Here is a 13,279-nt window from a genome sequence, read left to right as displayed (position 1 = left end):
GAGATCTGAGGGGGGTCGTCTGTGTCGCCAGAACCGCGCATCATCGCCGGGCGCTACCGCGTCGATGAGGTCATCGGGCAGGGCGGCATGGCCAAGGTGCACCGCGGCTACGACCTGACACTCGGACGCGAGGTCGCGATCAAGATCCTCGATCCCGAGCTCGCTCGCGACACGGCTTTCCGCACGCGCTTCCGCCTCGAGGCGCAGGCGGCGTCGCGGATGTCGCACCCGTCGATCGTCCGGGTCTTCGACGCCGGCGACCCCTCGCTGCAGCCCGCCGACACCCGCTCGCCGTCCGGCGCCGCACCGGATGCCCAGGCCGAGCCGTACATCGTGATGGAGCTCGTGCAGGGAACCCTGCTCAAGGACATCATCGCCCGGGGGCCGGTGCCGCTCGCCGATGCGATCCGCTACGCCGACGGCATCCTCGAGGCCCTCGAGTACTCCCACCGCGCGGGGGTCGTGCACCGCGACATCAAACCCGGCAACGTGATGATCACCGAGCGCGGCACCGTGAAGGTGATGGACTTCGGCATCGCCCGCGCGGTGTCGGACTCGTCATCGACCGTCGCCGAGACCACGCAGATCATCGGCACCGCCGCCTACTTCTCGCCCGAGCAGGCGAAGGGCGAGGCCGTCGACGCGCGCACCGACCTGTACTCGGCCGGCGTGGTGCTGTACGAGATGCTCTCGGGCCGCCAGCCGTTCCGCGGCGACTCGCCCGTCGCCGTCGCATATCAGCACGTGAGCGAGACTCCGCTGCCTCCGACCGAGGTCAACGAGCAGCTGCCGCGATCGCTCGATGCCATCGTGCTGCGAGCCCTCGCGAAGGACCCGTACCAGCGCTTCCCCGACGCCGGCTCGTTCCGCATGGCTCTCAAGGGCGTGTCGAGCGGCGAGGCGCCGAGCAAGAAGGACATCGGCGCGCTCACCAGCGAGCTCTACGGACCCAACCCGCGTCAGGCGCAGGAGACCGCCCGTTCGCTGCGTCAGCTGAGCACCGACACCACGATGACGCGCACCCAGTCGGGACCGCCCGTCGCGTGGATCTGGGCAGGTGTCGCACTGCTCGCGGTGCTGCTGATCTCCGTGCTCATCTGGGTCGTGACCCTGACGATGCGTCCGAACGACGTGCCGACCACCTCTGTCACCGTCCCGAACCTCGTGAACCTCACCTCCGCCGAGGCCGAGTCGGCCCTGGAGGACAAGGGGCTGATCCCCGACATGCGCGAGGAGTCGAGCGTCGACTTCGCCGAGGATCACGTGATCCGCTCGTCGCCCACCACCGGCGCGAAGCTCACCGAGGGCACCTCGGTGATCGTGTACGTCTCGACAGGCGCCGACACCATCGAGATGCCGGTCGTCGAGGGCCTGTCGCAGGATGCCGCGAAGACGGTGCTCGACGACGCGGGGCTCGAACTGGGCACCGTGAGACCGCAGAACGACAAGGACGCCGCGGCCGGCACGGTGCTCAGCGCCAGCGAGGCGGCGGGATCGCAGGTCGCACCCGGAACCGTCGTCGATCTCGTCGTCGCGAACGGACAGGTCACCCTGGAGGACATGACCGGCTTCTCGATGGATGCCGCGAAGAGCCAGCTCGAGAAGCTGGGCCTCACCGCCGAGCCGATCGAGCTGGGCGCCTGCACCGACGGTCAGACCCCGAACGTGGTCATCTCGATGTCGAAGTCGCCGGGCGAGGTGCCGATCCACTCCGCGGTCGAGCTGCGCTACTGCGTGCCACCCGCGGGCTGACCGGGGGTCATCCGCGACGGCACCGACGCGAGCCAGTTGCCGAGCAGGCGGTGGCCGCCTTCGGTGAGCACGCTCTCGGGGTGGAACTGCACGCCGACGATCGGCAGGCTCTCGTGCTCGACGGCCATGATCGTGCCGTGCTCGGCACGCGCAGTCACCCTGAGCACCGGCGGCAGCGCGTCGTCGGTGAGGGCAAGCGAGTGGTAGCGTCCCGCGGCGAAGGGCGACGGGATGCCCTCGAACAGCATCGACCCGTCATGGGTCACCTGCGAGACCATGCCGTGCATCAGCTCCGGAGCGCCGCCGACCACTGCGCCGAAGGCCTCGCCGATGGCCTGGTGGCCGAGGCACACGCCGAGCAGCGGCACGCCGATCTCGGCGGCGAGGTGCACAACCGCGTTCGATGCGCCGGCGTCGGCCGGCGTGCCCGGCCCCGGCGAGATCATCACCGCATCGAACCTCTGCACCAGATCGAGCCAATGACGGCGCACATCGGCATCCGGAGCATCGCCTGCGACATCCGCCTCGACCATCACCACCTCTGCGCCGAGCTCGCGCAGGTACCCGATGAGCGTGTGCACGAAGCTGTCGTGGTTGTCGACCACGAGCACGCGCGTCACTGCAAGTCCACCTCTCCCGGTGTGATCAGCGGACTGATCCACGGGAACACGTGGAAGAACAGCGCGTAGAGCACGGCGGCGATCATGGCGAGGACGAGCAGCAGGCGAACCCACCACGGTCCTGGCAGCAGGCGCCAGAGAGCGGCATACATCAGCGGACTCCTTCGGCGGATCCGCTCGCCTCGCCGACCGGGGCGAGTGATGCGGGCGGGCCCTCGGCACGGGGCTGGAAGCTCTCGAACACGCCGTAGGCGACGATGCGCTCGGCGAGCGAGTAGAGGGGCGAGCAGGCTGTGAGCGTGATGAAGCGGTCGCCGGGGGGCACCTCGGGCATCTGCGGCACGTCGAGCAGCACATCGCCCGCCGACGGCTTCACGTACTGCAGGTTGCGGAAGCGATAGGTGTACCACCCGACCTCGGTCTCGACGACGATCGCGTCGCCCAGTCGCAGCTCGTCGATGCGGTTGAACGGCTTGCCCCACGTGGTGCGGTGACCCGCCAGCGAGAGGTTGCCGATCTCACCCGGCATCCTCGACTGCGTGTACAGCCCGATGCCGAGCCGGTCGAGCGTGCGGGCCCGGCTCGTCCCGCCGGCGATGTTCACGTTGTAGTCGTCGCCGAAGCGCGGGATGAGCATGTTGGCGAAGATCTCGGCGTCTGCCGGGTGCTCGAGCACGGGCGGCTCGTAGACCGTGGTGCCGCCCTGCTGCTCCGAGGGCGGCGGCTCGGGGGCGGGCTGGTCGGCCCATCGCTCCGAGAGCTCGGCGCCCTTCGCGTTGTTCTCGGCGCCGATGATGACATCGCCGATCCACATCTGCCAGGCGATGAACAGCAGCACGACAACGCCCGCGGTGAGCAGCAGTTCGCCGAGCACACTGCCGACCGTGGCACGGGACCCGGTCCGTGACCTCGTCGAGCGGGGTCGCGACGCCGGAGAAGTCGCGACCGCATGCATGAGGGGAAGTCTATTCGCCCGGCTAGAATGATGCGCATGGCACGTGACCGCAACTCCGAAGAACCCGCCGTCGAGCGTCCCGAGGGCGAAGCCGCTCCGAACGCGGTGTGGTTCAAGCCCGTCATGGTGGGCTTCATGCTGCTCGGCCTGGCGTGGATCCTGGTGTACTACATCTCCGGCTCGCGATTCCCGATCCCCGGCCTCGACTCATGGAACCTCGGCATCGGCCTCGGCATCGCCCTGATCGGGTTCCTGATGACCACCCGCTGGCGCTGACGCCGAGCGGATCACGCGCCCCCTCGCCTTCAGGTGAGGGGGCGCGTTGCTTTCCCCAGCGACTTGTTAACAACCCTGTCCACCTGTGAATAACACGGGTGTAATTCTCCCCACATGTGGACAGCCCTGTGGATAACTATGGGGAAATGCTGTGCACACTCCTGTGCATGACCTGTGCACGGCGTGTGCAGAACTGCCGTCGGTCGGGGTCAGAGGGTGCCGCGGATGACCACCGGCGATACGACGAAGGCGAGGGCGAGCAACGCGATCACCAGTGCGATGAGCAGCAGGATCTGCACCACGCGCTGCGAGCGCCGACGCGTGCGCGCGAAGATCACGCCGATGAGCGCGCCGACGGCGGCACCGCCGACGTGGGCCTGCCAGGCGATGTTGAGGGTCTGGATGAAGCCGATGGCGAGGTTGATCGCGAGGATGACCAGGATGCCGCGGATGTTCGCCCCGATGTGCCGGCCGATGACCAGCAGCGCGCCCATCAGCGCGAAGATGCCTCCGGAGGCGCCGACGGTGGCGACGCCAGGATCCAGCAGCGCCATGGCGACGGATCCGCCGAGCCCGCCGATCAGGTACAGCGCGACGAAGCGCCAGCGGCCGAGCAGGGGCTCGAGGCTGCGGCCGATCATCCACAGCGCGAGCATGTTCAGCAGGAAGTGCATGATGCCCGAGTGCACGAGCATCGCGGTGAGCAGTCGCCACGGCTGGAACGTGAAGTCGCCGGCGAACATGTCTGGGAACAGGTACGGCGTCGCGAACAGCAGAGCGCGGTCGACGAGCGGGCCGAGCAGCACCTGCAGCACGCCGACGACAGAGGTGACGGCGATGATGGCGTACGTCGCGATCGGCTGCGACGAGGCGGCGGCATCCGGGCGCCAGGCTCGGTTCGCCCGGCGCTGCGCCGGTGTCTGCGCCTTGCGGTCGGCCTTCATGCACTCGGGGCAGATGACCCCCACAGGTGCCTGCGTCTGGCAGTCGGCGCAGACGGTGCGCGTGCAGCGCTGGCAGAGCACGAAGCTCTGCCGATCCGGATGCCGGTAGCAGAAGTTCTCGCGGTTCCGCGTGAAATCAGGAGAGGTCATCCGGATCGGCTCGAGCTGTCGTGACTCAGTTGGCGACGATGTCGACCGAGTGCAGCACGACGTCCTCGACGGGACGGTCCTGCGCACCGGTGCGGACGGCGGCGATCTCGTCGACCACGGCCTTCGAGGCGTCATCGGCGACGACGCCGAAGATGGTGTGCTTGCCCATCAGCCACGGGGTCGGGTCGGTGGTGATGAAGAACTGCGAGCCGTTGGTGCCCTCCGGCTGGCCGGTGATGGCGTTGCGGCGCAGACCCGCGTTCGCCATGGCGAGCACGTACGGGTCGTTGAAGTTCAGCTCGGGGTGGATCTCGTCGTTGAAGTTGTAACCCGGTCCGCCGATGCCCTGACCGAGCGGGTCGCCGCCCTGGATCATGAAGTTGGGGATGATGCGGTGGAAGATGACGTCCTTGTAGAGGGGGCCCTCGCCCGGCTTTCCGGTGGCGGGGTGCGTCCATGCCTTCGAGCCGTCGGCGAGGCCGACGAAGTTGGCGACCGTGTTCGGGGCGTGGTCGCCGAACAGGTTGATGACGATGTCACCGTGGTTGGTGTGCAGGGTTGCGACGTGAGATGCGTGAGGCATGGCTCCATTCTCGCAGAGGGCTGCTGTGCGGGCGCGGCGTATTGTCTCGTGTCGACGGTCGTGCCGCCAGACTCTGCTCGTATTCAGTGTGTTGTGGTTGGATGATGGCGGAACGGACATCGACCGACCGACGGGAGAGCAACGTGAATCTCAGCCGCAAGCGCAAGAAGGAACTGCGTCGACTTCAGCAGGACGCCGGACGACTCTGGGAGTCGCAGCAGGTTCTCGTCGGGAACGCTGCCGACATCGCCCGTGAGGCCGGCCGCCAGCTCGGCAACTTCAACCGTGAGCAGGTCGTGCCCACCGTGCAGGAGACGTACGAGCGTCGCCTCGCACCCACGGTCGACCGCGGCGTGAGATTCGGCAAGCACGTGGTCGACGACCGCGTCGTGCCCATCGTCGGAGGCGTCGTCGGCACCGCCCTGTCGGCGTGGGATGTCGCAAACAAGAAGCGCCACGACCTCGGCTTCGGCCCGCGTCACGTCGCGCCGCAGAAGAAGAGCATAGGCGTGGGCTCGGTCATCGCCATCGTGCTCGGCGCCGCCGCGGCCATCGGGGTCGTCGCCGCGGCCTGGCAGGCGCTGCGCGCCGATGACGAGCTGTGGGTCGCAGACGACCCGCTCTCGCCCCCCAACGCATGACCGAGGCCGACCCGCATCAGCGGGTGCGCGCCGCTGCGGCCGCCCGGGGCCTCGACATCGAGATCCGCGAGCGGCCGCAGGCACGCAGTCTGCCCGAGGCGGCTGCGATTCTCGGCCTTCAGCCGTCCGACATCGTCAAGACCCTCGTCGTGAAGAGGTCAGACGACACCTATCTGTTCGCGCTCGTGCCGGGCGGCCGGTCGATCTCCTGGCCCAAGTTGCGCGCGATCGTCGGAGTGAACAAGCTGCGCCTGCCCGAGCCAGAGCTCGCCCTGGCCGCGACAGGGTACGAGCGCGGCACCATCGTGCCGATCGGCAGCACGACGGAATGGCCGGTGTACGCCGACGAGAGCATCGTCGGGCGCCGCATCGCGATGGGCGCCGGCGCCCACGGCTACAGCCTGTTCACCGAGGCCGATGATCTGATCCGCGCGTACGGCGCGACGGTCGCCGATATCTCCCAGCCCGAGCAGTCGCGCGACTGACCGCTCACCGGCTCAGCAGGCCCGCCATGCGCAGGCCGATGTCGACGAGCTTCACCCGCTGCAGCTCGGCGACCTCGTCGAGGCTGAACCAGGCCGCCATGTCGGTCGATCCGTTCGTCTCGAAGCGCAGCGAACCGCCCGTGATCTCGGCGCGGTAGACGATGCGAAGGGTGTGCAGCGGCAGCTTGTTCTCGTCGCGTCGCACCCGCCGCGAAGCCGGGATCACGCGGGAGTGGATGCCGAGCAGCGCCGTCGTCTCGATCTGGAACCCGGTCTCCTCGCGCAGCTCCCTGCGCACGGCGAGCTCGGGATCCTCACCCTGCTCCAACCCGCCGCCGGGAAGCGTCCAGGCGACACGACGCCCCTCTACCCAGCGCGCGAGCAGCACTCGGCCGTCGTCGTCGGTGACGATGCCATAGGCCGCGACGCGAAGTTCCATGAGTTCACAGTAGCCGCGGCCCCCGCACGGGGGCGATGGTCAGGCGTTCTCGAGCGGCTCTATGTGCTCCTCGGTGAGCAGGATGCCGCCGCTGGTGTTGGCGGAGTTCGACAGCTCGTTGAGCCACTGCTGGCTCAGCTCGGGAGCAATCGGCTCATCGAAGACGAAGCGCAGCGGGATCGACGGGTGCAGCCACAGGGTCGATCGTCCCGTGGCGTCAGGATGCCGCCACGACAGGGTGAAGCTCTCGTTCCGGCGCAGTTTGAGGGCGATCACGACCTTGAGATGCGCGAGCGTCCGATCATCGACCTCGATCGGATCGGGTGAGTTGCCGTAGTAGATGAGTCCCATTTGTCATCACCGTACGAGGGCGGGGGATGTTCCGCACCTTTGTGTCGGCGAATGGACCGTGAACGCAAGCAGTCTTCGTTCTGTGACCGATGCGCTCAGTCGCCGTTCTCCAACGTCTCCCTGGCCGACCGGCCGTACGTCTGCTGGTACAGCGCGTTGAAACGGGAGGAGTTGCCGAAACCCCATCGCCGCGCGATCTGCGCGACGGATTCGTCTCCTGCGCCGTTTCGCAGATCGCGATGCGCCCCGTCGAGGCGCACACGGCGCAGGTACTCGGTCGGGGTGGTGTCGATGCTGCGCCGGAACGAGTACTGCAGGCCTCTGGTCGAGATGTGCACGGCCTCCGCGACATCCTCGACGGTGATCGGCAGGTGCGCGTTGTCGTCGATGTAGGCGAGCGCCCTGCGCACAGTGGCGCCGCCGTGGCCTGCGCCTTCGCCCGCTCCCTTGACGAGCGCCGACGAGAACGTCGAGGGGAAGCAGGTGAGGATCGTCGTCAGCGCGTGACGGGCCAGACCGGCCTCGATCAGCTCATCGCCGTCATCGCCCGCCAGCGCCGAGGTGAGCAGGTGATCGAAGGCGCGCACCCATTGGCGCGCGGCCGCGTCGGAGCGGGGGTGCACCGATGTGAGCCGCAGCGAGAGCAGGTCGTCACCCGTGATCCGACGCGCGAGCTGCTGCGCGCGGCCGCGATCGAAGATGAGGGCCGACACCTCGGCGATGCCCTTCCATTCGGCTTCGACCTGCGCGCTGTCTGTGGCCCAGGGCATCCCCGGCTCGATGACCGATCTGCGGCTGCGCAGCCGGCCGTCGGAGGTGACGACCCGGCAGGCGAAGAGCTGATCCTCGGGCTGCACGTGCGCATGCACCTCGGCAGTCAGCGAGTACCTCACGATCGACACGTCCTTCAGCGTCGCAGAACGCCAGCGGAACGCGAAGTCCGCCGGATCGATGCGCAGCAGCGATGCCGACGGCACGAATGTCTTCCAGATCTCCTCGACGTCGTCGACGTCGTCGGAGTCCATCCGCAGAATCTCCGCCACGGAACCCTCCTGTGCACGCGGGTGAATCGGGGAGTGCGTGCCCGTACAGGATAATCCGCGGCCCCCTGGTTCACAGGGATGCGAAGTCGATCAGGAATGGAGAAGCCGCAGCCCCCGAGCCGCTCTATCGTGGACCCACACCCCGAGGAGGACACCATGGCGAAGACGGAGCAGACGGCGAATTTCACCGAGGCCGAACGCGATGCGATGAAGGCGCGGGCTGCAGAGGGCAGGGCGGCTCGAACGCGCGGGAAGAAGGACCCGGCGCAGGTGCGTGCGGAGGGCGAGGCGGAGGTGCGCTCGAAGCTCGCCGACATGCCCGATGACGATCGCGAGCTCGGCGAGCGCCTGCACGCGATGGTCGCCGAGGTCGCCCCGCACCTCGTGCCCAAGACGTACTACGGCATGCCCGCGTACGCGAACGAGGCCGGCAAGGTGGTGTGCTTCTACAAGCCCCGCTCGAAGTTCAAGGTGCGCTACTCGGCGTTCGAGTTCGATCAGGCCGCCAACCTCGACGACGGCGCCGTCTGGCCGACGGCATACGCGGTCACCGCACTCGGCGACGACGAGCTCGCCTTCCTCGCCGAGCGGGTGCGGCGCGCGGCGTCCTGAGCCGGGTCAGCCCTCGAGCTCGGCCACGGCCTTCTCGAGGCGCGCGACCGCGGCATCCACGTCGCCCAGCTTGTCCAGCCCGAACAGCCCCACCCGGAAGCTCGAGAAGGCGGCAGGCTCGTCGCAGTGCAGCGGCACTCCGGCGGCGACCTGCAGACCGTGGTCCGTGAAGGCCGCGCCGCTTCGCAGGTCGGGGTCGGCGGTGTGTACGACGACGACCGTGGGGGAGGCGAAGCCGGATGCCGCGACCGATGGCAGTCCGCGCTCTGCGAGCAGCGCGCGCACGCGGGTGCCGAGCTCGATCTGCGCGGTGCGCAGCGCATCGAAGCCGCGCTCGCGCGTCTCGATCATCTGCTGCAAGTTGCGGGCGATGGTGTCGGTCGGCATCGTCGAGTGGTAGCCGGCCGAGCCGTCGCGATAGCCGTCCGAGATCGTGAGCCAGCGGTTCAGGTCGAGGGCGAAGCTGGTCGGGGTGCCTGACGCGACGGCATCCCGGCCCCTGCCGCTGAGCATCACGTAGCCGACGCCAGGGGAGCCGCTCCAGCCCTTCTGCGGGGCCGAGAGCAGCACGTCCACGCCGAGGGCCTTCATGTCGACCCACATCGCGCCGGATGCGATGCAGTCGAGCACCAGCACCCCGCCGACCTCGTGCACGGCGTCGGCGAGCGCCCGGACGTAGTCGTCGGTGAGGATGATGCCTGCCGCGGTCTCGACGTGCGGAGCGAAGACGACCTCCGGGCGCTTCGCGCGGATCGCGGCGACGACCTCGACGATCGGCGCAGGACTCCATGCCGCCTGCACGTCGTCGCTGTCGGGGCGGGCGAGGCAGACCGTGGTGTCGGAGGCGACGCCTCCCATCTCGAGGATCTGAGACCAGCGGTACGAGAACAGGCCGTTTCGCACGATGAGGGCGCGCCTGCCGGTGGCGAGGTGCCTGGCGACCGACTCCATCGCGAAGCTCCCCCCGCCGTTGACGAGCGCGGCGCTGTCGGCGTTGTACGCCTCGCAGAGGATGTCGATGGTCTGCTGCATGATGCCCGCGAACCGCTTCGACATGTGGTTGAGCGAACGATCGGTGAACACCACCGAGTACTCGAGGAGTCCGTCGGGATCGATGTCAGCGTGCGGCAGTGTCATGCATCCAGCCTGGCATCCGGACGCCGAGAACGACAGCCGGCTCGGCGCGAGCCGCGTCAGCGGGCGTGGTCGATGAGCTCCAGCTCACCCTTCGGGAACAGGGGCGGGCCGCTGCTCGCCCAGCTGAGCTGCTCGACAGGCTCGAGCCGTAGCATCCGGCCGAGTGCTACTCCCCCTTGGCGGCCCGCCGGGCGCGCAGAGTGCGCATCAGCATCTGCACCAGGATGAAGGTCAGATAGAGCGAGAACGCGACGTTGCCCCAGAACGGGTCGATCCAGATCGCCAGCGCCGTGCCCAGCGGCACGGCCACGCAGGCCGCGAGCCCGACCGCGGCCGCTGCTCTGAGGTCGACGTTCCTGTGCCGCAGATTGCCGATGGTGCCCGAGATCGAACCGGGAATCATCATCAGCAGCGACGTGCCCTTGGCGATCAGGTCGCTCGAGCCGAAGAAGAACATCAGCACCGGCACGACCACGACACCGCCGCCGACGCCGAGCAGGCCGCTGAGCACGCCCGTCACCAGACCGGTGGCGACGAGCGCGATGCCGCTCACCACGTCGATGTCGATCGCGTCGCTGCGCTGTGGCACCACGAACCAGAGGCTCACGATGACGATGGCGAGGAAGGCCATGAACGCCCATCGCACGGCGACCACGGGCAGACGGTTGAGCAGGTGGCTGCCGATCTGCGCACCGACGACGACGCCCGCAGCCAGGCAGAGCGCGGCGACCCAGTCGACGTGCCCCTGCGAGGCGTAGGTCGCCGCACCGACGATCGCGGTGGGCAGGATCGCCGCCATCGACGTGCCCGTCGACAGCTTCTGCGGCATGCTCAGCCACAGCGCGAGGGCCGGCACGATGACCGTGCCGCCGCCGATGCCGAAAAGGCCGGACAGCAGCCCGCCGGCGATGCCCACGAGGATCAGGGGGAACAGCGGTGGGCGCGCGGTCTGGTTCATCATCTGCTCTGTCATGGGTGGCGGAAGTCTCGGTCAGGGGATCAGGGGATCAGGGGATCAGGGGATCAATCGACGACGATCGCCGAGCCGTCGGAACGGGGGTCGCTCGCGGCCTCGAACCCGTCGGCGTGCACGCGGATGAGGTTGGCATGCCCGAGGGGCTCACTGTGCGGCGGAACGACGTTGAGGTCGAACCCGGCGCTGCGCAGCGCGTGCTGTGCCTCGGCCGGCACGTCGGCCTCGACCGTCGCCGACACGTCGCTGTCGCGCTGCAGCTCGTCGACCATCCAGCGCGGCGCGTGCGTCGCCTCGTGCGGCGTCGCACCTTCGAGCACCCGCAGCAGCAGGTGCGCATGGATCTGCGGCTGCGCGGAGCCGCCCATCGTGGCCGGCACCCACGCGACCTCGTCGCCGCGCAGGATGAGCACCGGCATGAGAGTGTGCCGCGGGCGCTTGCCCGGCGCGAACGCGTTCGGCGACGCGGGGTCGAGCGAGAACGAGGTGCCGCGGTTCTGGAAGATGATCCCGGTGGACGGCTCGAGGATGTGCGCGCCGAACCCCCAGTACACCGAGTTGACGAACGACACGGCCCAGCCGTCTGCGCTCGCGGCCGAGAAGCCGACGGTGTCGCCGCTCGCCTTGCCCTCCCCCACGACGGGGAACTCCGGGTCGGGCAGGCCGAGCAGCGTCTCGCCGTCGGGACCGCCGAGCGCCGGATCGGCGAGATGGGCGGCGCGTATCGAGTTCGAAGCGAGGAACGAGCGACCCAGCATGCCGGCCCCGGAGCCCAGCGGATCGGCGATGCCGTCGCCGCGCCTGCCCGTGATGGCGTCGAGCGCCCTGAGAAGCATGAAGCCGGAGGTATTCGGTCCGGAGGTGAGCACGCGGTGACCGAGGAACTCGCGCTCGATCGGCTCGGCCCATTCGGGGCGGTACGCTGCGGCGTCGGCGAGCGTGATCTTCGAGCCGAGGGCTGCCAGACCTGCAACCCAGCGCTGAGCGGTCTCGCCCTCGTAGAACTCGGACGCGCCGTTCTGCGCGATCCGCTTCAGCGATGCGGCGAGCGCCGGCTGCACGAGCGTCTCGCCCTCGGCGATCGGCTCGCCGCCGGGATAGAACACGGCCGCCGCTCCCGGATCGGACGCGAGGCTGTCACGGTCCTTCACGAGCGCTGCGGCGACCGAGCGCGAGTTCGGGAACCCGTCCTCGGCCAGCCTCGTGGCCGCCTCGAAGTGGTCTGCCCACGCGCGGGTCGCGCCGTACTCGTGCAGCTGCTCCCACCCGCGGATGCCTCCGGGCACGGTGACCGTGTCGATGCCGCGCAGCGGCAGGGCGCTGCCGTACGTCTGGCGCAGCGCGTCGAGGGACTGTGCCGACGGGGTGGTTCCGGTGGCGTTGAGGAACCGCACCCGCCCGTCGGGGCTGCGGACGAGGGCGACGAGGTCGCCGCCGAGGGCGACGTTGTTGGGGTAGACGACGCAGAGCGCCGCCGCGGCCGCGATGGCCGCGTCGATCGCATTGCCGCCGACACGCAGAGCGGCGGCTCCCGCCTCGGTCGCGAGATGATGGGATGTGGAGATCGCTCCCCTGGTTCCGGATGCCGCACTCACTGCGTCACGCTTCCCTTCGTGTTCGCCGAGGTGGCGATGCGGTTGCTGATGTCGAGCACGTGTGCTCGCGCCTCCTGCTCGGCGAGCTCGGCGTCGCCCGCGGCGATCGCCTCGAAGATGCGGCGGTGCGCCGCGCTGGAAGCGAGGCGACGGGCCCTGGTCTGATAGCGGCCAGCACGGCTCGGCGCGATGTGCACGGCGATGTGATCGTTGATGGTCTCGAGCAGGGGGTTGTGGGCGTACCTCGCGATGGCCTCGTGAAACGCCCGGTCGAGCTCGGCGTAGCGGTCCTGCGCCGGATCCGCCTCCATGGCCTCGACGAGCTCGCGCAGCATCGCGAGGTCACGGGGGGTGGCCCGTGTCGCGGCGATGCCGGCGATGGGCGGCTCGATGATCGCGCGCAGCTCGAGGATGTGCTGCAGCTCGGCGGTGAGCCCCGCGGCGAGTCGCAGTGATCCGGTGAGCTCGGGGGTGCGCTGCCCCGGCTGCAGCACGATCGTGCCGCGCCCGGGCCGGCGGTCGATGAGGCCGCGGTTCTCGAGCTCGCGCAGCGCCTCGCGGATCGAGACACGCGAGACACCGAGATGCTGGGCGAGTTCGCGTTCGGCCGGAAGCTTCTCGCCGTGAGAGAGCTCACCCTCGACGATCATGCGCTCGAGGTCGACCGAGAGCCGATCGGGCAGCGACAGCGCGGCCGATCGCTTCACCGAATCCCAGTCCATG

Annotated in this window: 17 protein-coding genes; 5 read left to right on the top strand and 12 right to left on the bottom strand. The window is 69.0% G+C overall.

Annotated elements, in window-relative coordinates; all coding sequences use genetic code 11:
• Positions 1-21 precede the first annotated feature (21 nt).
• Positions 22-1,752 (top strand): Stk1 family PASTA domain-containing Ser/Thr kinase, encoded by a 1,731-nt coding sequence (pknB, locus tag FVO59_RS05800; RefSeq protein ID WP_182255595.1) that lies wholly within the window; start codon positions 22-24, stop codon positions 1,750-1,752.
• Here the strand turns inward: pknB and FVO59_RS05795 are convergent.
• Genes FVO59_RS05795 through FVO59_RS05785 form a run of 3 tightly spaced genes read right to left on the bottom strand, consistent with a single transcriptional unit; the run spans position 1,728 to position 3,246 of the window.
• Complete coding sequence (locus FVO59_RS05795; protein ID WP_182255593.1) at positions 1,728-2,372, bottom strand: anthranilate synthase component II; 645 nt, start codon at positions 2,370-2,372, stop codon at positions 1,728-1,730. The genes pknB and FVO59_RS05795 overlap by 25 nt on opposite strands.
• Positions 2,369-2,524, bottom strand: a complete 156-nt coding sequence (locus FVO59_RS05790; RefSeq protein ID WP_182255591.1) for a hypothetical protein — start codon at positions 2,522-2,524, stop codon at positions 2,369-2,371. The genes FVO59_RS05795 and FVO59_RS05790 overlap by 4 nt, the downstream gene beginning before the upstream one ends.
• The gene (locus tag FVO59_RS05785) at positions 2,524-3,246 is read right to left on the bottom strand and encodes a class E sortase (protein WP_259363466.1); all 723 of its coding nucleotides are present in this window, start codon (positions 3,244-3,246) and stop codon (positions 2,524-2,526) included. The genes FVO59_RS05790 and FVO59_RS05785 overlap by 1 nt, the downstream gene beginning before the upstream one ends.
• 117 nt (positions 3,247-3,363) lie before the next feature.
• On the opposite strand from FVO59_RS05785, the gene FVO59_RS05780 reads away from it, so the two are divergent.
• The gene (locus FVO59_RS05780; RefSeq protein WP_182255587.1) at positions 3,364-3,603 is read left to right on the top strand and encodes a cell division protein CrgA; all 240 of its coding nucleotides are present in this window, start codon (positions 3,364-3,366) and stop codon (positions 3,601-3,603) included.
• 209 nt (positions 3,604-3,812) lie between these two features.
• On the opposite strand, the gene FVO59_RS05775 is transcribed toward FVO59_RS05780, so the two are convergent.
• Positions 3,813-4,697 carry a rhomboid family intramembrane serine protease gene (locus tag FVO59_RS05775; protein WP_182255585.1) on the bottom strand — a complete coding sequence of 295 codons (885 nt, stop codon included), beginning with the start codon at positions 4,695-4,697 and terminating at the stop codon, positions 3,813-3,815.
• A 25-nt stretch (positions 4,698-4,722) separates the two neighbouring features.
• Positions 4,723-5,280, bottom strand: a complete 558-nt coding sequence (locus tag FVO59_RS05770) for a peptidylprolyl isomerase (RefSeq protein WP_182255583.1) — start codon at positions 5,278-5,280, stop codon at positions 4,723-4,725.
• A gap of 143 nt (positions 5,281-5,423) precedes the next feature.
• On the opposite strand from FVO59_RS05770, the gene FVO59_RS05765 reads away from it, so the two are divergent.
• On the top strand, positions 5,424-5,921 hold the full coding sequence (locus FVO59_RS05765; protein WP_182255581.1) for a DNA helicase: 498 nt from the start codon (positions 5,424-5,426) through the stop codon (positions 5,919-5,921).
• Entirely contained in the window at positions 5,918-6,406 is a 489-nt protein-coding gene (locus tag FVO59_RS05760; RefSeq protein WP_182255579.1) for an aminoacyl-tRNA deacylase, read from the top strand. The genes FVO59_RS05765 and FVO59_RS05760 overlap by 4 nt, the downstream gene beginning before the upstream one ends.
• 4 nt (positions 6,407-6,410) lie before the next feature.
• Here the strand turns inward: FVO59_RS05760 and FVO59_RS05755 are convergent, their stop codons facing one another.
• The 3 genes from FVO59_RS05755 to FVO59_RS05745 form a co-directional block, all read right to left on the bottom strand.
• Positions 6,411-6,845 (bottom strand): NUDIX hydrolase, encoded by a 435-nt coding sequence (locus FVO59_RS05755; protein WP_182255577.1) that lies wholly within the window; start codon positions 6,843-6,845, stop codon positions 6,411-6,413.
• 39 nt (positions 6,846-6,884) lie between these two features.
• Complete coding sequence (locus FVO59_RS05750) at positions 6,885-7,196, bottom strand: DUF7882 family protein (RefSeq protein WP_182255575.1); 312 nt, start codon at positions 7,194-7,196, stop codon at positions 6,885-6,887.
• A 95-nt stretch (positions 7,197-7,291) separates the two neighbouring features.
• Positions 7,292-8,239: a helix-turn-helix transcriptional regulator gene (locus FVO59_RS05745; protein WP_259363465.1), complete on the bottom strand. Its 948-nt coding sequence runs from the start codon at positions 8,237-8,239 to the stop codon at positions 7,292-7,294.
• A 156-nt stretch (positions 8,240-8,395) separates the two neighbouring features.
• Here FVO59_RS05745 and FVO59_RS05740 point away from each other — a divergent pair, with 156 nt between their 5' ends.
• On the top strand, positions 8,396-8,851 hold the full coding sequence (locus FVO59_RS05740; RefSeq protein WP_182255573.1) for a hypothetical protein: 456 nt from the start codon (positions 8,396-8,398) through the stop codon (positions 8,849-8,851).
• Between the two features lie 6 nt (positions 8,852-8,857).
• Here FVO59_RS05740 and FVO59_RS05735 read toward each other — a convergent pair whose 3' ends face one another.
• From FVO59_RS05735 to FVO59_RS05720, 4 genes are all read right to left on the bottom strand, one after another.
• A complete protein-coding gene (locus FVO59_RS05735; RefSeq protein WP_182255570.1) occupies positions 8,858-9,988 on the bottom strand; it encodes an aminotransferase class V-fold PLP-dependent enzyme in 1,131 nt (376 codons plus the stop codon).
• 166 nt (positions 9,989-10,154) lie between these two features.
• Positions 10,155-10,961 (bottom strand): sulfite exporter TauE/SafE family protein, encoded by an 807-nt coding sequence (locus tag FVO59_RS05730; RefSeq protein ID WP_259363464.1) that lies wholly within the window; start codon positions 10,959-10,961, stop codon positions 10,155-10,157.
• 50 nt (positions 10,962-11,011) lie between these two features.
• Entirely contained in the window at positions 11,012-12,556 is a 1,545-nt protein-coding gene (locus FVO59_RS05725) for a gamma-glutamyltransferase family protein (protein WP_182255568.1), read from the bottom strand.
• Positions 12,553-13,278 (bottom strand): FadR/GntR family transcriptional regulator, encoded by a 726-nt coding sequence (locus tag FVO59_RS05720; RefSeq protein WP_182255566.1) that lies wholly within the window; start codon positions 13,276-13,278, stop codon positions 12,553-12,555. The genes FVO59_RS05725 and FVO59_RS05720 overlap by 4 nt, the downstream gene beginning before the upstream one ends.
• Position 13,279 lies beyond the last annotated feature (1 nt).

It is taken from the genome of Microbacterium esteraromaticum (genome assembly GCF_014084045.1).
GTDB classification, from domain to species: Bacteria; Actinomycetota; Actinomycetes; order Actinomycetales; family Microbacteriaceae; genus Microbacterium; species Microbacterium esteraromaticum_D.
The sequence above is the reverse complement of the archived record's forward strand: the minus strand, read 5'-3'. Positions and strand labels throughout refer to the sequence as shown.

What these genes read in the sequence shown, in the direction of transcription:
- FVO59_RS05770 (WP_182255583.1), bottom strand. Translation starts at nt 5,280, where the DNA reads ATGCCTCACGCATCTCACGTCGCAACCCTGCACACCAACCACGGTGAC.
- FVO59_RS05720 (WP_182255566.1), bottom strand. Translation starts at nt 13,278, where the DNA reads ATGGACTGGGATTCGGTGAAGCGATCGGCCGCGCTGTCGCTGCCCGAT.
- FVO59_RS05775 (WP_182255585.1), bottom strand. Translation starts at nt 4,697, where the DNA reads ATGACCTCTCCTGATTTCACGCGGAACCGCGAGAACTTCTGCTACCGG.
- FVO59_RS05755 (WP_182255577.1), bottom strand. Translation starts at nt 6,845, where the DNA reads ATGGAACTTCGCGTCGCGGCCTATGGCATCGTCACCGACGACGACGGC.
- FVO59_RS05790 (WP_182255591.1), bottom strand. Translation starts at nt 2,524, where the DNA reads ATGTATGCCGCTCTCTGGCGCCTGCTGCCAGGACCGTGGTGGGTTCGC.
- FVO59_RS05735 (WP_182255570.1), bottom strand. Translation starts at nt 9,988, where the DNA reads ATGACACTGCCGCACGCTGACATCGATCCCGACGGACTCCTCGAGTAC.
- FVO59_RS05750 (WP_182255575.1), bottom strand. Translation starts at nt 7,196, where the DNA reads ATGGGACTCATCTACTACGGCAACTCACCCGATCCGATCGAGGTCGAT.
- FVO59_RS05730 (WP_259363464.1), bottom strand. Translation starts at nt 10,961, where the DNA reads ATGACAGAGCAGATGATGAACCAGACCGCGCGCCCACCGCTGTTCCCC.
- FVO59_RS05780 (WP_182255587.1), top strand. Translation starts at nt 3,364, where the DNA reads ATGGCACGTGACCGCAACTCCGAAGAACCCGCCGTCGAGCGTCCCGAG.
- FVO59_RS05760 (WP_182255579.1), top strand. Translation starts at nt 5,918, where the DNA reads ATGACCGAGGCCGACCCGCATCAGCGGGTGCGCGCCGCTGCGGCCGCC.
- FVO59_RS05740 (WP_182255573.1), top strand. Translation starts at nt 8,396, where the DNA reads ATGGCGAAGACGGAGCAGACGGCGAATTTCACCGAGGCCGAACGCGAT.